The organism is Enterobacter asburiae, assembly GCF_001521715.1.
GTDB lineage: Bacteria > Pseudomonadota > Gammaproteobacteria > Enterobacterales > Enterobacteriaceae > Enterobacter > Enterobacter asburiae.
Window position 1 is genome coordinate 1 of record NZ_CP011867.1, and the last position, 16,554, is coordinate 16,554.

Annotated in this window: 15 protein-coding genes and 3 pseudogenes; 11 read left to right on the forward strand and 7 right to left on the reverse strand. The window is 53.9% G+C overall.

Going from position 1 to position 16,554, the window contains the following annotated elements; all coding sequences use genetic code 11:
- The 10 genes and pseudogenes from ACJ69_RS23570 to ACJ69_RS23615 form a co-directional block, all read left to right on the forward strand.
- Window positions 1–2,187 (forward strand): annotated as a pseudogene (locus tag ACJ69_RS23570) (phage tail tape measure protein); the annotation flags it as partial.
- Window positions 2,187–3,071, forward strand: coding sequence for a phage tail protein (locus ACJ69_RS23575; RefSeq protein ID WP_059347902.1), 885 nt, complete (start codon window positions 2,187–2,189; stop codon window positions 3,069–3,071). The pseudogene ACJ69_RS23570 and the gene ACJ69_RS23575, both read left to right, overlap by 1 nt.
- Window positions 3,071–3,283, forward strand: coding sequence for a tail protein X (locus ACJ69_RS23580; protein ID WP_054830058.1), 213 nt, complete (start codon window positions 3,071–3,073; stop codon window positions 3,281–3,283). The genes ACJ69_RS23575 and ACJ69_RS23580 overlap by 1 nt, the downstream gene beginning before the upstream one ends.
- Window positions 3,271–4,440, forward strand: coding sequence for a phage late control D family protein (locus tag ACJ69_RS23585; protein WP_059347904.1), 1,170 nt, complete (start codon window positions 3,271–3,273; stop codon window positions 4,438–4,440). The genes ACJ69_RS23580 and ACJ69_RS23585 overlap by 13 nt, the downstream gene beginning before the upstream one ends.
- Window positions 4,440–4,952, forward strand: a complete 513-nt coding sequence (locus tag ACJ69_RS23590; RefSeq protein WP_059347726.1) for a phage baseplate assembly protein V — start codon at window positions 4,440–4,442, stop codon at window positions 4,950–4,952. The genes ACJ69_RS23585 and ACJ69_RS23590 overlap by 1 nt, the downstream gene beginning before the upstream one ends.
- 54 nt (window positions 4,953–5,006) lie before the next feature.
- On the forward strand, window positions 5,007–5,354 hold the full coding sequence (locus ACJ69_RS23595) for a GPW/gp25 family protein (RefSeq protein ID WP_054830057.1): 348 nt from the start codon (window positions 5,007–5,009) through the stop codon (window positions 5,352–5,354).
- Window positions 5,345–6,448, forward strand: a complete 1,104-nt coding sequence (locus ACJ69_RS23600; protein ID WP_006122457.1) for a baseplate assembly protein — start codon at window positions 5,345–5,347, stop codon at window positions 6,446–6,448. The genes ACJ69_RS23595 and ACJ69_RS23600 overlap by 10 nt, the downstream gene beginning before the upstream one ends.
- Window positions 6,441–7,019 carry a phage tail protein I gene (locus ACJ69_RS23605; protein WP_032636409.1) on the forward strand — a complete coding sequence of 193 codons (579 nt, stop codon included), beginning with the start codon at window positions 6,441–6,443 and terminating at the stop codon, window positions 7,017–7,019. Before ACJ69_RS23600 ends, ACJ69_RS23605 begins: the two co-directional genes overlap by 8 nt.
- A gap of 2 nt (window positions 7,020–7,021) precedes the next feature.
- Window positions 7,022–7,888 (forward strand): gp53-like domain-containing protein, encoded by an 867-nt coding sequence (locus tag ACJ69_RS25865; protein ID WP_232248663.1) that lies wholly within the window; start codon window positions 7,022–7,024, stop codon window positions 7,886–7,888.
- A gap of 19 nt (window positions 7,889–7,907) precedes the next feature.
- A complete protein-coding gene (locus ACJ69_RS23615) occupies window positions 7,908–8,333 on the forward strand; it encodes a tail fiber assembly protein (RefSeq protein WP_054830438.1) in 426 nt (141 codons plus the stop codon).
- Here the strand turns inward: ACJ69_RS23615 and ACJ69_RS23620 are convergent.
- Both ACJ69_RS23620 and ACJ69_RS23625 read right to left on the reverse strand, forming a co-directional pair.
- Window positions 8,314–8,742: a tail fiber assembly protein gene (locus ACJ69_RS23620; protein WP_054830437.1), complete on the reverse strand. Its 429-nt coding sequence runs from the start codon at window positions 8,740–8,742 to the stop codon at window positions 8,314–8,316. The two genes, ACJ69_RS23615 and ACJ69_RS23620, sit on opposite strands and share 20 nt — an antisense overlap.
- A 2-nt stretch (window positions 8,743–8,744) precedes the next feature.
- Window positions 8,745–9,176: a gp53-like domain-containing protein gene (locus tag ACJ69_RS23625; RefSeq protein WP_059347905.1), complete on the reverse strand. Its 432-nt coding sequence runs from the start codon at window positions 9,174–9,176 to the stop codon at window positions 8,745–8,747.
- Between ACJ69_RS23625 and ACJ69_RS23630 the strand changes: the two genes are divergently transcribed.
- Entirely contained in the window at window positions 9,166–9,747 is a 582-nt protein-coding gene (locus ACJ69_RS23630) for a recombinase family protein (RefSeq protein WP_054829540.1), read from the forward strand. The genes ACJ69_RS23625 and ACJ69_RS23630 overlap by 11 nt on opposite strands.
- A 396-nt stretch (window positions 9,748–10,143) precedes the next feature.
- On the opposite strand, the gene ACJ69_RS23640 is transcribed toward ACJ69_RS23630, so the two are convergent.
- From ACJ69_RS23640 to ACJ69_RS23660, 5 genes and pseudogenes are all read right to left on the reverse strand, one after another.
- Window positions 10,144–10,500, reverse strand: coding sequence for a hypothetical protein (locus ACJ69_RS23640; protein WP_044858680.1), 357 nt, complete (start codon window positions 10,498–10,500; stop codon window positions 10,144–10,146).
- Window positions 10,501–11,720: 1,220 nt separating this feature from the next.
- Window positions 11,721–12,791: an ABC transporter ATP-binding protein gene (locus ACJ69_RS23645; RefSeq protein WP_023333294.1), complete on the reverse strand. Its 1,071-nt coding sequence runs from the start codon at window positions 12,789–12,791 to the stop codon at window positions 11,721–11,723.
- Complete coding sequence (locus tag ACJ69_RS23650; RefSeq protein ID WP_047646297.1) at window positions 12,784–14,553, reverse strand: ABC transporter permease; 1,770 nt, start codon at window positions 14,551–14,553, stop codon at window positions 12,784–12,786. The genes ACJ69_RS23645 and ACJ69_RS23650 overlap by 8 nt, the downstream gene beginning before the upstream one ends.
- A gap of 80 nt (window positions 14,554–14,633) precedes the next feature.
- A pseudogene (locus ACJ69_RS23655) lies at window positions 14,634–15,719 on the reverse strand (ABC transporter substrate-binding protein).
- A gap of 168 nt (window positions 15,720–15,887) precedes the next feature.
- A pseudogene (locus ACJ69_RS23660) lies at window positions 15,888–16,534 on the reverse strand (response regulator).
- Between the last annotated feature and the right edge of the window lie 20 nt (window positions 16,535–16,554).

Here is a 16,554-nt window from a genome sequence, read left to right on the forward strand (position 1 = left end):
GATGCGCTGAAAGCCAACCGCAGGGACCTGTATTCTCAGGGGGCTGAAACCGCCGGTATTGCGATGATGCTAGGTGCCCCGGTTCTAAAATCCGTCAAGCAATATGCTTCTTTTGAATCTCAGCTCCGAGATATCGGTGTTACTGGTGATTTGAATAAATCACAAGAGCTACAGATTGGTAATATTATTCGGCAAAAGGCTCTGGAAACTAACCAGTATCAGGAAACATTAATGGAGGGGATTGGTACCCTCGTTGCTGCAGGGCAGGAACCATTAAAAGCTGCCGGGAAAAGCGGTCTGCTAGGAAAAACAGCGACAGCGTCTGGAGCAGACATTAACGATTTAGCCAAAATGAGCCTTGCTTTTGAGTCGCTTCGTATTACGGATAATCAAGAGTTAGAAAAAGCATTTAACCGCGCGGTATTTGGCGGGAAAGCCGGTCGATTTGAATTAAAAGATATGGCGCAATATTTACCTGAAATGGCCCAGCAATTCGCCGGAAAAGGTATTTTTGGACAAGAAGCCTTATCTCAAATTATCGCAAGTCTTGAGGTTGGTCGCGAGGGGGCCGGTTCTGAAGGGGAAGCTGCGACCAACATGCGGAACTGGTTAGCATCTATGGGACGAGGCGATATTGCCAAGCGCTATGCAAATGCTGGCCTTGATTACCAGGATTCAATGAGCCACTACGTCTCTGCTGGCAAGTCGCAATATGAAGCATCCATTCTTATCGCAGATCGTTTTATTAAAAGTAAAGGGAAAGAGTTCTTATCTCAGTGGGAGAAAGCTGGAGCAAGAGGAGACCGGGAAGCGCAGCAAACATTAATGGAATCCTTTGGACTTTCTTCAATATTTACAGATGTCCAAACAGTGAACCATCTTTTAGCCATGAGGCAACGCTGGGGGGATTACCAGAAAATAAAAGAGGATATGAATGGTCCAACAGCGCAGAACTCTATAAATACTGATTTCGAGAAAAAAAATGACACACTAGAGGCTCGATGGCGTAGAACGCAGATCGGTTTTAACGAGTCGGCTATCAGTATTGGCGAGTCTCTGCGTCCTGCGTTGATCCAGTTAGGAGAAACGTTCATCCCCCTGATAAACAGCGTTGGTAAATGGATTGCGGCGCATCCACAGCTGGTCAGCGGCACTATCAAAGTCGTCGGTGCATTACTTGCTTTTAAGATGGCCACTATCGGTCTCAAGCTGGGGCTGAATCTGCTGTTCTCTCCTTTCACCAGTGTCTGGAAAAACATCATTTTATTGCGAACCAACTGGCTTCGTCTGACGCTTGCACTGGGTGAAGGCGGTAAACTCCGCTGGCTGGTGACCGGCTTCAGCGCTGTCGCCAGAGGTGCCAGAACTCTGGGGGGCGTGCTGTCAGGTGGGCTGGTTCGCGGCATTATGATCGCCGGACGTGCCGTTCTCTGGATTGGCAGGGCGCTGCTGATGAATCCCATTGGTCTTGCCATCACCGCCGTCGCGGCGGCGGCTTATCTTATTTATCGTAACTGGGGGGCTGTCAGCAGTTGGTTCAAACAGCGCTGGGCTGACATTAAAGAGGCTTTTAACGGCGGTATCGTGGGGATTGGTAAGCTGCTGATTAACTGGTCGCCGGTTGGTCTGCTCTATAAAGCCTTTGCGGCTGCGCTGAAATATCTCGGCGTTGATCTGCCCGCGAAGTTCACTGACTTCGGTGGCCATCTTATCGACGGGCTGATAAACGGCATCAAAAACAAATGGGAGTCGCTCAAAACCACCGTCACAGATATGGGCGACAGTGTCGGCGGCTGGTTCAAGGAAAAGCTGGGCATCCATTCGCCGAGCCGCGTGTTTATGGGCTTTGGTGACAATATCGTGCAGGGTGCCGCTATTGGCCTGCAGCGCACCACTCCGCTTGCGGCGCTGGCCGGACAGAAGCTGGCAGAAGAGATGACGCCTGACGTTCCCCGTATCCCGTCGCCGGAAATCATGGCTGCGGGATATTCGGGCCGTGGCGCAGCTGCTTCTGGTGGCGGAACATCTGGCGGTATTCAGGTCAGCTTTAACCCTCAGTTTTTCCTCAATGGCAAAGAAACCTCAGCGCCTGCCGGGCTGACCGGCGCACTGAATATGAGCCTGCATGAACTGGAGAAAATGCTGGAGCGTCTGCTGGCTCAGAAACAACGTCGGGGGTACGAATAATGTTTGCGGTACTGGGTGATATTGAGTTTGAACTGATTACTTACTGGGACGGTTTCGAGGCAACGTTCGGCGTCGATTATGCCGAACATGCCCGCATAGAGGGTAAGCCCGGCCTGCAGTTCGTCGGCGACAAGCTGGACGAAATCCAGATAAGCCTGGTCTTCCATCAGCATTATTGTGTGCCCGACGTGGAGCTGGCGAGACTGAGAACGGCCATGAAGGCCCATCAGGCGCTGGCACTGGTTTTCGGCAATGGTGACTATCGCGGCTGGTTTGTGATTACCGACGTGACCGCGACCAGCGAGCAGACCGACAGCACCGGCAACGTGCTGGCCGTCAATGCCACTGCATCGCTGCGGGAGTATATCGGCGACCCGAAGAACCCGCTGCAGCCACCTGCAATACGCACGCAGGTTCCCGGCGTCGGAGCGGTCTCCGGTGCCGTTCCTTCACCTTCCGGGGTGGCGCAGTACGTTCGCGACGGCGTCAATTATGCCAAACAGGCGCAGTCCGTTCTCCAGACCACCATCAGCGCCGTTCGGGTCGCGCAGAAGATGAAGGATAACCCAGCCGTTGCGCTGACCCGCGTGCCAGGTCTGATGAGTGGTCTGGGCAACGTGTCCGGGGCGCTAGGTCAAAGCGTTCCGGCATTTAATGCGCTCTCCGAATCCATGCCCGAAGCCATCAGTCTGGCCAGAGCCACCAGTGATGCGGCCACGTATGTGCAGCAGGCGCAGTCTTCGCTGAGCGGTGTTGACGGTAGCAATATCGCAGCATCGCTGGATGCCGTCTCTGGTCAGCTGAATTCAGCCAGCACCACCTTCACCCGCATGTCGCCGGGGTTAAGCACCATGGCAGCCAGAATACTGGCGAGGAGTGTGTGATGTTTCTTGAACATGTCACCCGTGACGGAGAACGCTGGGACTCTCTCGCATGGCAGTACTATGGCGACCCGCTGGGCTATCCCCGGATAATTGCCGTCAATCCGCACGTGGCCATTACGCCGGTGCTGCCCTCCGGGTTGTTGTTACTGATTCCGGTTATCGAGGCTGAAGAAGCCAGTACAGAAGAGGATATTGCCCCATGGCTGAGATGAACAGCACTGCACAGGCCGCATCAGCGTTAACCGGCGTCAGCGATGTTCTGAGTCCGGTATTTACTCTGTGGTATCTCCAGAAGAACATCACCACCGATATCGCCCCCTATGTCACCCGCGTGACCTACAGCGATAACATCAAAAGCGAGTCCGATACCATTGAGGTGGAGCTGGACGACACCGACGGTCGCTGGCTGGATAAGTGGTATCCGGGCAAGGGCGACACGCTGACGCTGAAAATGGGTTATCAGGGCGAGAAGCTGCTGTCCTGCGGTACGTTCTCGATAGACGAGATCGAGGTGAGTTCGCCCGCGTCTGTTGTCGCTATCCGGGGCGTGGCCACGTCGGTCAACAACGCCCTGCGGACAAAATCCAGCCGTGGTTTCGAGAGCACCACGCTGGCGGCCATCGCCGGGCGGATTGCCAAAAAGCATCAGCTGAAGCTGGTTGGCAGTATTGAGTCCATCAAAATTGACCGGGTGACCCAGTACGCTGAAACGGACGTGGGCTTCCTGCGTCGGCTGGCCAGCGAGTATGGTTATGCCGTAAAAGTTGTCAGCGACCAGCTGATTTTCTCTCATCTGGCCACGCTGCGCGGTCAGGAGCCGGTAAAACAGTTGAAGCCACAGGATGTGGCCAGTTTTTCCCTGCGTGACACCATCAACCGCGTCTACAAATCCGCAAAGGTAAAACACCAGAAGAGTAGCGATAAAAAGCTGATCGTCTACGAAGCTGATGGCGGCACCAGCGAAAGCGACAAACAAACCAAAGGCGGTAAGGTCACCAGTGCCGACTCACTGAAGGTCAACAGCCGCGTCAGTGACCCGGACAGCGCCCGGATTAAAGCAGATTCGGCGCTGGCCAGACATAACGAATACCAGCAGAACGGCTCCCTGACGCTGATGGGGACGCCCCAGTTGACTGCAGGCAACAAAATTGAACTGGTGGGCTTTGGTCAGTTATCCGGGCCATGGCTGATAACCACTGCCCGCCATGCATTTGACCGTAACAGCGGCTACATCACCGAACTGGAGGTGGCACGAGGGCCGGTCACGCAGGGCAAGGCGAAGAAAGGTAAAAAGACCGGCAAAACCCAGACGCTGACCGTCTATAAACCGGACGGCAGCACCTCCACGGTAATAAAGGAGAAGAAATAATGGCAGGTGTCACCCGTCAGGTCGGTACAGTCAGCGCCGTCGATGCCGACAAGGTTCAGGCCCGAGTTCGTTTGCCGGAATGCGATAACCTGCGCACTAACTGGCTTAACGTGCTGCAGCGCAATACCCAGGATAACAAGGATTACTGGCTCCCTGACGTGGGGGAGCAGGTTGAGGTGCTGCTCGATGCCAACGGCGAGGATGGTGTCATTCTGGGCGCGGTGTACTCAGACGTCGATAAACCACCGTTCAGCGACAAAAATGTCCGGGGCACAAAATACGCTGATGGTGCTGAGTTCAGCTATAACCGCGCGACCCATACGCTGACGGTTAAAGGCGGTATCGAGCATGTGGTGATCGAGGTTGCGGTGGGTATCAGCCTGAAGGGGAAAACTATTGATTTGACCGCTGACACCACCACGGTGAACGGCGACCTTAAAATCAACGGCAATGCCCACTCGACAGGCAGCATGCTCTCTGACGGCCAGAACTCCAATCATCACTCCCACTGACCTTCTTAAACGCCTTTAATATCGGCGTTCCCGCACAGGGGCAATACTGCCCCCATGAAAACAACCTCAGTATTCTGGCAACCGGCTCTGCAGGCCCCCGGCGAAATCGTCCGGGGGCTGGATGATATCTGGCAGGCCATTCAAATCATCCTGCGTACTCCTCGCGGCAGCGACCCGCATCGCCCGGAGTTCGGCAGCAATCTGCACCTTTATATCGACTGGCCTATTGACCGGGCCATTCCGCATGTGGTGCGCGAATCCGTCGATGCCATTCGCCGCTGGGAGCCTCGCTGCCAGCTTATGTCGGTTAAACCCGCCGTCGACGGCGAACATCTTTCGCTCCGGGTGAGCTGGAAAGGCTCTGACGGACAGCCCCGGACTCAGGAGCTTTTATGGCGCTGACAGAACCCGATTTTATTGAACGCGATGCCGACAAAATCACGGCTGAAATGATTGCTCAGTACGAAGCCGCGACAGGCAAGACGCTGTACCCCGCCCAGGCTGAGCGCCTGTTGATTGACCTGTGGGCATACCGCGAAATGCTGGTCAGGGTGGCGGCGCAGGAAGCGGCCAAACAGAATCTGGTCGCCTTTGCCCGTGAGCCGATGATTGATTATCTCGGTGAACTGGTCGGTGTATACCGTCTTGCCGCGCAGCCTGCCACCACCACGCTCCAGTTCTCCGTGGATGAGGCACTGGCCATTGATGTGCTGATTCCGGCAGGAACCCGCGTCAGCGCTTCCGACAGCATTATTTTTGCCACCGATACGGACGTGGTACTGAAAGCCGGATTGCTGCTGGTCAATGCCACGGCCACCTGTACCGAGCCGGGAGCCGCTGGCAACGGCTGGCAGCCTGCGCAGGTCAGTCAGTTGCTCGATGAGATTGATAACGTCGACCTGCAGGTGACTAATCTGGCGGCCAGTTCCGGTGGTTCAGAGCAGGAAGACAATGACAGGCTCCGCGAGCGTATCAAACTGGCCCCGGAGTCATTCACCAACGCCGGAAGCCGTATGGCATACCGCTTTCATGCCATGCAAGCCCATCCCAACATCGTCGACGTCGCTGTGCTCTCCCCGGTTCCCGGCACTGTAGAACTGTATCCGCTGCTCAGTACCGGCCTGCCGGACGACAGCATCCTTACGCTGGTAGAGAGTTTCTGCTCGGACGAAAAAGTCAGGCCGCTCACTGATACCGTGCGGGCTAAAACACCTGTGCAGGTGGATTACGCCATTGAAGCCAACATCACTATCTATCGTGACCAGGATGCCAACTCGATAAAGGACAACGCCAATAGCGCCATACAGAACTGGGTAGCGTCCCGTACCGCCACGCTGGGGCGCGATATTGTCCCCAGTCAGATTATCAGCGTGCTGTCCGTTGCCGGAGTGTATCAGGTCGAACTGGTGACACCGGTGCTGAAAGTGGTGGCAGAAAATGAATGGGCAAACTGTACGGCGATCACTCTCAATATGACCGGAGTATCCGATGGCTGAGCCGCTACAACTTCCGCCACCGCTTGAGGGTGATATCAGCCTCAGAACGCTGGGAAGACTGGCCGGGCGGCTGGATAACATCGACCTGAGCGTACTGATGGTCTATCTCGTCGATATTGTCGACAGTTCCGCGCTGCCATGGCTGGGCGAGCAGTTCTCACTGTTCGGCGATGGCTGGGAGCTGGCGGAGTCGGACGATGTACGCCGCATGCTTATCAAATCCGCTATCGAGCTGCACCGCTACAAAGGGACGCCGTGGTCAATCCGGGAAATCATCCGCCGTTTCGGCTTCGGCGAAGTGGATCTGATTGAAGGCACTGGCCAGATCGGCTACGACGGCAAACACACTTACAACGGGCTTTTTGTCCACGGCGATGTGGAAGCCTGGGCGGTCTATCGCGTCATCCTTCAACAGCCCATCACTAACGATCAGGCAGCACTTTTACGTCAGACGCTCGCTGCTTTTGCTCCGGCCCGCTGCCATCTGGCGAGCCTGGAGTATCAGTCTGTCGCCATTCGCTACAACAACACCGTCAACTATGACGGTAGCTATAACCACGGGAGCAGTTAATTATGGCAAACCTACCTGAAACCCCACAGTGGGAAGAAGGCATCTACCAGATTGAGGTCTCTGACCCCGTTCTGGGCGGGCCTGACGGAATTTCTAACCGTCAGGCTAAACAACTGGCCAGCCGCACGTCATACCTCAGACAGAAGGTCGAAAAAAGCGGAACAGACCTGGCTGCACATATCGCGGCAGCTGACCCGCATACCCAGTACGCGCCGAAAGCCAGCCCGACATTCACCGGCACGCCAACAGCGCCCACGCCTGCGAATAGCGATAACAGCAAGAAGCTGGCGACGACAGAGTTTGTAGCCAAAGCACTTGCGGCGCTTGCAGGCAGCGCCCCTGAGACGCTGGATACGCTTAAAGAGCTGGCGGATGCCCTCGGTAACGATCCGAATTTTGCGACCACGGTGCTTAACAAACTGGCGGAGAAGCTGGCCAAAGACCAGAACGGCGCAGATATTCCTGACCCGGCGCTCTTTGTCAAAAACCTTGGTTTAGGGGAAGCGGCAAAGATGGCGGCTGCTACAGGTTCATTGAGTGCTTCCGGGTGGTTAAAAATCCCAATCGCCGGAGGCGCATCTGTCATTTTGCAATGGGGAAAAGTAGCTCTCACAGCAACTTTGAATAGCGGAGCAGCGGTCAAAGGATACGACGGTGTAACTGCGTTTAACTATCCCATATCTTTCCCTAACGCAGCCCTGATTGTAAATGCTACTCCAATGGACTCAGGCGAAACCCTTGTGGAAACGGCAACGGCGAATGGAACCTCCAAAACTGCCGCAACAGTGCGAGTTGGTGGGGTAGCCATAAAATCAGATCCAGCTGCTACCACAGACTTACAGGGATTTATCTTCGCCATTGGTTACTAACTATTAGCCGAGAAAAAATATGAATTATTGGTTTAGTCCAGAAAATAACGCCTTTTATCCCGTTGCGTTGAAAAATGACTATCTCACCGCAGGGACTCTCCCTGATGATTTAATCGAAGTAAGCGATAATGTGTTTATGGAGTATTCGGGGACACCACCTGAAGGAAAAGAGAGAGGCATTGCAGAAGATGGATACCCGATATGGATTGATCTTCCCCCCTTAACTCCCGAGGAGGAAGCTGAAGCAGCAGCACAACGAAAAGCTGCGTTGCTGGCAGATGCTAAATCAACGATCAATATTTGGCAGACTGAATTACAACTGGGCATCATCAGTGATGAAGACAAGACTAGCCTGATACTCTGGATAGCCTACATCAGGGAACTTCAAAATATTGACCCGGGAACCGGGTCAGATATCAAATGGCCTACTCAGCCGGAAGTGTAGGCCAGTCTACATTCGGCGCGTTGGTGGTGTTAACCGCTGTCACCGCGTCGATGTAGTCCAGAATTGCGTTCAGCTTTGCTTTTTCCGAGTCAGTCAGTATTCGACCAGCCTGCAATTTGAGTTGGATAACGCTGACTGACTGCATCGCGGAATCAATCAGTTGCTGCTGTTGCTGTTCCGCTGCCTTAATCATTTCTTCGCGTGTCGGCGGTGTTAAATCGCCCCAAACTGGCAACCCGTTTTCACCCGCGATACGCATCTTCCCTTCTGGCGGCTCAGCAGTAAATTCAAGGTAAATATTATCATCGACTTCGACAGCATCGTCGGGCCATGTATCGGCTCGTTGATAATCATCTTTCATACTGGAAGGGTAAAAAGAGTTATTTATTGCGGAGTATATGTAATTCATCTTTATTGTCCTATCGCCAGATAAAATCCATTCACATTGCCCGCGCCAGAATTTGAGGTACGCGTCAAAGTGAATCCGGTTTTGCTACGGTTGGTTGTGCCGTAGGGAACGCTGGCTCCGCCTGTATCTGTGGCAAGGATGGCAAATACAGTTGATGGAAAAGCTATAGGGAATGTTACATCGCCTGTGAGCACTCCAGCGGGCATACCTCCCATACCCCATTGAATAACCAGTCCACCTGGAAATTTTTGCCAACCATTATTTACCAGGTTTCTTGTGAACCCAGACATATCAGGAATCTGGTTAGCACCAGTCCCTACTTCGCGTTTGGCTGCTTCCCCTAAACCAAGGTTTTTGGAAAAGCGGTTACACATAGCGAAATCTGTAAAAATCCTCCCACCGCGACATAGAGGAGGAGAATTGATGGCCGTCATTGGTTATATCCGCGTATCAACAATCGACCAGAACAGCGATTTACAGCGTAATGCACTCACAAGCGCAAACTGTGACCGCATTTTTGAAGACCGTATGAGTGGAAAAGTTGCCAACCGCCCCGGTCTGAAACGCGCTTTAAAGTGCGTTAATAGCGGAGACACCCTGGTCGTGTGGAAACTGGACAGGCTGGGGCGCAGCGTTAAGAACCTGATCGCACTGATATCAGAGTTGCATGAACGCGGTGCCCACTTCCGCTCTTTAACAGACAGTATTGATACCAGCACAGCCATGGGGCGCTTCTTTTTCCATGTGATGTCGGCACTGGCGGAGATGGAACGTGAGCTGATCGTCGAACGAACACTTGCCGGGCTGGCAGCAGCCAGAGCACAGGGACGCATAGGAGGAAGGCCCAACGCATTAAAGCCGCATGAGCGGGAACAGATTGGACGGCTATTGACTATGGGGCATACCCGCCAGCAGCTGGCTATTATCTACGGGGTGGGGTTATCGACGCTTTACCGGTATTTTCCGGTAGATGGTCAGAGGAAGGATGACGCGGTAGGATTGTAATTCTTTTGCAAATATTGAAACGCCGCAGCGGTGCCATTTATCTCACGGAAATGGGCGCATTTATCGCGCGGCGCATCATCTTTTTTCGGTATTTGGATCAACCTCAATGATTGCCCTCATTCCTGTATCAATCCAGAGCTTAGTCACAACATATAAATCTTTCGTGCAACAAAACCGTCTGCATTGTAGGCATTCCCTTCCTGATCAATGCCTTTGGATGAACTTTTAAAGGTACATTTTATTTGCTTGTCGAGCCGAGAGTAAGTCACTTGACCTGCATAGTATGTCAAAGACCTGCCACCATCTTTCGTTACGACTTTATATCCGTTAGCAAAAGCGAGGCTAGGGAGAAGGCACAGTACAGCCAATACTATATTTTTCATTCTCTGACTTACCTCATTTCTTCTCACAGTTGCGCATCTTATAGAAGAACCCTGTATTTGCATCTTCCACAATGAACCTATCGCCAAAGGTTGGACGGCGAATGAAGGTCACGCCACCTTTTTCGGCTTTTTGTTTTAATCCATCATCAGTGTTTTCCAGTTCAGGGGAATACAACTGATCACCATTGGGCATTTGGACGATGAAGTTATTTTCATTATCAAGAACAGTCGAGGCTCTCGACAGAATTTTGGTAGCTGTGTCTTGGCTGGATATGCGAATGTCACAAATATATTTTCCAGGCCCCTGATCTTCTTCTGCGAGTACAGGTAAGGAGAATAACGAAAGCGCGATTATGAGAGCTTTTTTCATGGAAGGCCTTAGGATGTTAACAAAAGTAACATTTTACAGAGGGAATGGATAAGAGCAAATAAGGCGTTATGAATGGGGAGATCTCAAACCGAAAAAGTCAATCTTACAAAACTTGGGGCGGTCTATTCCGTAAAAAGGAAGGGGCATGAAGCCCCTTCGTCAACATTAACCAGCGTGACGGTAAGATTCACGCATACCACACGATAACCATCAGCGAACGCTGCTTGAGGACTTTTGTGGCGAACGGTTCCCGCTTGGCTATCAGGTAAGGCGGCTAAGTCTACCCAAACTTGCCCTGTACGAGCCAAGCCTGCACGGTAACCCTGATCGTAAGCGCAGCCGCAACATTTATGGCGACCTTCACCACCTTGATCGTGAGGTAAGCTGATGAAAAGAGTATTGTAACGGTGTGACAGTTTACAAATGGTCATGCAATGCTCCTTATGAGCGTCATTTTATGGTTTACATGATCCTCTTTGCCTGGCACAATCAAGCCGTCAGAAATGAAGGCAAGGCTAAGATTCATACGGGTTTGGCGACTCGTATTGGTCATGCTTTGTAAGCCGGGTTCATGCAAATGAATCCGGTTTTTTTATGCCTAAAATTCAGGCGCAGCACTACATGTGGGGGTGGTCAATCAATGGCGGCCCCACATAGTCGATATTTTAGAGATGATTCTTTTGTGCACAAGGGTTTATTTTGACGTTAAGTTAAGGCTGTGAAAGGGTAAAAAAGGCTAAGTCCTCGTACCGTAAGGCCTGGAAGACATGTCAATAATTAAGAAAAAAAATTCAAAATTTGATCGAGTGCTGGTTTCTTCTACATGATTTTGAGTATGTGGATTCATGTTACTGGTAACGATGAGAAAACTACACTATTGAGTATTCGTCACTGGTGCTGAAAATAATCAGTCACCGAATTGTTAGTGATCTGCTAGACCGCCAGCCCAGACCCTCCGCAAAGAACCAAAATGTTCACAAAATATCCAACAGCCGACACTCCCAGCAATGCACTTCACTACTTGATCCCATAGGTCATCACAACAGGGAAAACTTGCCACAATAGAGCATTTTTCTGTTCGTTTTCTGCTCTACTTAACATAATGGTTCATTGCATGAACTACACAATGTAGCAGCTAAATGAGATGGTCGTTTCTGACCAAATAAACACATCATGCATCAACAAAAAAGGCCGCATCCCGCAGCCTTTTCCTCTCACATTTACCCTTTCGGGAAAACCCAAACATGCTTCTCAGGCAGCGAAAGATGGCAGTGCTGCGGATCCCGAACCTCATGCCCATACGCACGAATGACAAAATCATCCCCCACCGTGCGGAACAGGTACTCCCAGCGGTCGCCGAGATACATGCTGGTGAGCAGCGGCAGCTCAAGCTGATTTTCCCCTGGTCCCTCAACCACCGCCACGCGCTCGACGCGGATCACCGCCGTCGCTTCTTCACCGCTCTGCACCCCTTCACCGGCCTGACCCCACAGCACCCAGCCTTTCCCTTCAATACGCGCTTTGCCGTCGCGTACTTCGGTGACCTTGCCGTGCAGACGGTTGTTGCTGCCCATAAACTCGGCGGTAAACAGCGTTTTCGGCGAGCCGTACATCTCCTGCGGCGTGCCCTGTTGCTCAATTTTGCCGTTGTTAAGCAGCAGGATGCGGTCGGAAATCGACATCGCTTCGTTCTGGTCGTGCGTCACCATCAGCGCCGATAGCCCGAGCTTGATAATCAGCTCGCGCAGGAACACGCGGGCCTCTTCACGCAGCTTGGCGTCGAGGTTAGAGAGCGGTTCGTCCAGCAAAATCACCGGCGGGTTGTACACCAGCGCACGGCCAATCGCCACGCGCTGCTGCTGCCCACCGGAGAGCTGGTGCGGGTGACGTTTGCCAAGATGGCCCAGACCCAGCTGGTCCAGCACGTCCTGCACGCGCTGCTGGATCTCTTTGGCCGGGACTTTGCGCAGCTTGAGCGGATAGGCCACGTTCTCAAACACGGTCTTGTGCGGCCACAGGGCATAGGACTGGAACACCAGCCCCAGGTTACGCTCTTCCGCCGGGACCTCGCTGCGCGGCGTGCCGTCGTAAACTTTATTGTTGCCAATGACAATCGACCCCTGCGTCGGTTTTTCCAGACCCGCAACGGCGCGCAGCAGGGTGGTTTTACCGCTGCCGGAGGGGCCTAACAGGGAGACCACTTCGCCGCGCTTCAGGTTCATGGAGACACCTTTTAAAACAGGATTGTCGCCGTAGGTTAAGTGCAGATCGTCAACCGCTAATTCAATCATGTATTTTCACTCCGAAACGAAGGGCAATGCCCAGACCTACCACGACCAGCAGGATGTTAATGAAAGAGAGCGCCGCCACGATATCGATGGCACCCGCGGCCCAGAGGGAAACCAGCATCGAGCCGATGGTCTCCGTGCCGGGTGAAAGCAGGTACACACCGGTTGAATATTCGCGCTCAAAGATCAGGAACATCAGCAGCCACGAACCGATAAGACCGTAGCGGGAGAGCGGAATGGTGACGTGGCGGGTGATCTGCCCGCGCGTCGCCCCGGTGCTGCGCGCCGCTTCTTCAAGCTCCGGCCCCACCTGCAGCAGGGTGGAAGAGATAAGCCTCAGCCCGTAAGCCATCCACACCACGGTATAGGCCAGCCAGACGCTGAAAATGGTGCTGCGCAGCGAACGCAGCCAGACGATGACGTTTTCACGCATCCAGTCGGTCCAGGCGAACCCGGAAAGCCAGCCGGATTTCAGCGAGTTATCCAGCCACATCGGCAGGAACAGGAACACCCACAGGAACGCCAGACCCGCCAGCAGGCCAGGCACGGCGCGCGGCACCAGCACGCTGTAGTCCAGGAAACGCGTGGTGTTATCCGGCTTGCGGTGCATGGCAATGCCGACAAACAGGTAGCACACCACGGCCAGCGCGCCGCCAATCACGCCAATCGCCATGGAGTTGACGATGGCGCGCAGCAGGTTGGGCTGCGCCCAGATGGTGCGGAAGGTGTTCAGTGAAAGCTCGTCCCACAGCGAAACGCCCACGCCCCAATTGGAGATAAACGCGCGCAATACCACGCCGAGCAGCGGAACGCCGATGGTGACGGTGAGCCAAAAGGCAATCACTCCGCCAGCCACCCAGCGCCATTTACCCAGCGGCAGCGCGCGTGCCTGCGAGGCCTTGCCCTTCATGGTGACGAAGCGGTTGGCGGTGCGCATCAGGCGACGCTGGAGCATCACCAGCGGGATGGTGATGCAGATCAGCACCACGGCAACCGCCGCCATCAGGTTATACGATGGGGTACCCATCTTGTTCGTCAGCTTATAGAGATAGGTCGCCAGCACCATGTTGCCTTCCGGGTCGCCGAGTACCAGCATCAGGCCGAACACTTCCAGCCCGAGGAAGAACAGCAGCACGGTGGCGTACAGAATGGACGGACGCACCATCGGCAGGCTGACGGAGGTCATGACCTGCCAGGGCGACGCGCCCGCGGTGCGCGCGGCTTCTTCCACATCGGAGCCCACGCTGCGCAGCGCAGACGAGATATACAGATAGGCGTGCGGGACGTGCGTCAGGCCGGCGATGACCACAATGCTCGACATGTCGTAGATATTCCACGGCACAAAGCCAATCAGCGCCTCAGCCCACTGGGAGAGAAAGCCCACCGGACCGGCGGCCACCACGTAGCCGAAGCCCAGCACCATCGGTGAAACGAAAATCGGGACCAGGATCAGTGGCTCAATCAACCGGCGGCCGGGCAGGTCGGTACGCACCATCAGAAACGCCAGCACGCCGCCCAGCGGAATGGAGATAAAGACCAGCCCGAAAGCAAGGATAAAGCCGCTTTTCAGGGCCTTATAAAAATCAGGGTCGGTGAAAATAAATTCAAATGATTCAAAGCTCCACTCTTTTGACGGCGAAAAGAACGGCGCGGACAGGAAGCTCTGTATCACGATAAACGACAGCGGCGTGTAGATAACCAGGGCGGTTATCAGCACGACGATGCCTCGCGGCAGGCTTTGCCACTTTCTGCGTAATGTATTCATGGGGTATCCCTGGTGTTGCAGCCCAGAAAAACGAACTCAGTCGATAAGGGAGCGCGGCGTCCAGCGCCGCGCTCAGACGCTTATTTACCGGCGGCGGTACGCCACTCTTTGATGTACTCCAGGCGTTTTTTCGGCTGCAGGTATTCCAGCAGCGTTTCATCAACCGGAATTGGCTTCAGCGCGTTGCCGAGGATTTTGGTCAGGCCGTTGATATCGTTTTCCCTTCGATATCGTTACGAATGGAGGGAATATCCGCCTGATTGGCCAGAATGTTTTGCCCTTGTTCAGACAGCACATAGTCCAGCCACAGCTTCGCGGCGTTGCTGTTTTGCGATTGCTGGCTGATGAACGACACGCGCGACAGCACCAGGGTGTAATCTTTTGGATAGGAAATGCCGAGCGACGGATCGTTCTTCGCACGCGCTTCCGCGTAGGAACCGAGGATGTTGAAGCCGATCAGGTTTCACCGGAGGAGACGCGCTCCATCATGGTGCCGGTAGACGACTGCACCGATAAGCCACCTTTGGCGACGTCGGCCAGGGTCTTAAAGTAATTAGGATCGGCGTTGTGATCCTGAACCGAGAGCATAAAGCCCAGACCCGATTTTTCGATATCGTAGGTGGTGACTTTGCCCTTGAATTTGTCCGTCTGGCTGGCAATCAGCTTCGCCAGCGCGGCATGAGAATCCGGCACGTCGCCGGCCGGGATCAGGCGCTTGTTGTAGATAAAGACCACCGGCTCATAGGTGGTGCCGTAAGCCTTATCTTTCCAGACCGCCCATTTCGGCAGCTGGCTTTGCTCCGGCGATTTATACTCCATGGCGTAGTCGGTGGCGAGCTTCAGGCCGGTGTCCATAGAGGAGCTCCAGACCACGTCGCCGCTCACGCCGCCGGAGGCCTGTTCGCTGATGAAGCGGTTGTACAGCTCGGTGCTGTTCATGTCGTTGTATTCGACTTTAATGCCCGGGTAGGTTTTTTCAAAGCCCTGGATCAGCGGCCCAGCGGCCTTGATGTCGGTGGTGGAGTAAATAACAACCTTGCCTCTTTCGTTGCGGCATCAACAACTTTTTGATACTCAGCAGGATACCCCTGCGGCAGGGCAGAAAGTGCAGAAGCAGAGAACAGTACAGTAGCGGTAAGCAGAGAAATTCGGAACGTGTTCGACATTATAGTTAACCTTTTAGTTACATTTGAGGAACTAATTGTCAACATAGCGTATCGGGCTTCACCCACAAGAGGGAGAAGCGGGCAATGATTCCGAAGTGTGATTGTCGCCGTCGTTTCAGCAATTAACACCATAAAATCCGCGAACGTTAGCCTGTGAACGGTTCTGGATTACGGTTTATCGGGCGCTTTGCGGTATAACCTTCGCGGATGACCAATATTGCCATACAGCATTTCGACGCTGATTAACCCGCTCTCCACGCAGTATTCAAGGTAGCGACGCCCCGTGGTTTTGCTGATCCCCACGTTTTCCACACCTCTTCAACCGACATCGCGGTGTCGGGATGCTCGGCAAACAGGTTTTTAATCCGTTCCAGCGTTTGGGGTTCAATGCCCTTCGTCGACGGCGTAATGGAGGCTTCCGCGGCGGGCAGGTTAAACAGGCGATCCAGCGCATGCTGGTCGAACCTTCACCTGCTGCACGGTGTGGATGAAACGCATAAACCGCTCCAGAGAGGCGTGCAGGCGCTGGAAAAAGACGGGCTTAATCAGGTAGTCAAACGCGCCGCTGCGCATGGCGTGGCTGCACGTCTGCATATCGCTGGCGGCGGTGATAAAGATCACCGAACACTCATAGCTTTTCAGCAGCGGGTTATCGATGAGCTCAACGCCTTTACCGTCCGGGAGATAGTTGTCCAGCAGGATCAGCCGCGGCTGATGCTGACGAATTAGGCTACACGCCTGCTCAATCGACGCGGCGATGCCCCCACGCGCAAATGGAAATTCTGCTCGATATATTCGCGATGCAGCTCCGCCAGGTGCGGCTCATCTTCAACTA

Coding starts and splice junctions, on each gene's coding strand:
- ACJ69_RS23575 (WP_059347902.1), top strand. CDS start 2,187: ATGTTTGCGGTACTGGGTGATATTGAGTTTGAACTGATTACTTACTGG.
- ACJ69_RS23580 (WP_054830058.1), top strand. CDS start 3,071: ATGTTTCTTGAACATGTCACCCGTGACGGAGAACGCTGGGACTCTCTC.
- ACJ69_RS23585 (WP_059347904.1), top strand. CDS start 3,271: ATGGCTGAGATGAACAGCACTGCACAGGCCGCATCAGCGTTAACCGGC.
- ACJ69_RS23590 (WP_059347726.1), top strand. CDS start 4,440: ATGGCAGGTGTCACCCGTCAGGTCGGTACAGTCAGCGCCGTCGATGCC.
- ACJ69_RS23595 (WP_054830057.1), top strand. CDS start 5,007: ATGAAAACAACCTCAGTATTCTGGCAACCGGCTCTGCAGGCCCCCGGC.
- ACJ69_RS23600 (WP_006122457.1), top strand. CDS start 5,345: ATGGCGCTGACAGAACCCGATTTTATTGAACGCGATGCCGACAAAATC.
- ACJ69_RS23605 (WP_032636409.1), top strand. CDS start 6,441: ATGGCTGAGCCGCTACAACTTCCGCCACCGCTTGAGGGTGATATCAGC.
- ACJ69_RS25865 (WP_232248663.1), top strand. CDS start 7,022: ATGGCAAACCTACCTGAAACCCCACAGTGGGAAGAAGGCATCTACCAG.
- ACJ69_RS23615 (WP_054830438.1), top strand. CDS start 7,908: ATGAATTATTGGTTTAGTCCAGAAAATAACGCCTTTTATCCCGTTGCG.
- ACJ69_RS23620 (WP_054830437.1), bottom strand. CDS start 8,742: ATGAATTACATATACTCCGCAATAAATAACTCTTTTTACCCTTCCAGT.
- ACJ69_RS23630 (WP_054829540.1), top strand. CDS start 9,166: ATGGCCGTCATTGGTTATATCCGCGTATCAACAATCGACCAGAACAGC.
- ACJ69_RS23625 (WP_059347905.1), bottom strand. CDS start 9,176: ATGACGGCCATCAATTCTCCTCCTCTATGTCGCGGTGGGAGGATTTTT.
- ACJ69_RS23640 (WP_044858680.1), bottom strand. CDS start 10,500: ATGAAAAAAGCTCTCATAATCGCGCTTTCGTTATTCTCCTTACCTGTA.
- ACJ69_RS23645 (WP_023333294.1), bottom strand. CDS start 12,791: ATGATTGAATTAGCGGTTGACGATCTGCACTTAACCTACGGCGACAAT.
- ACJ69_RS23650 (WP_047646297.1), bottom strand. CDS start 14,553: ATGAATACATTACGCAGAAAGTGGCAAAGCCTGCCGCGAGGCATCGTC.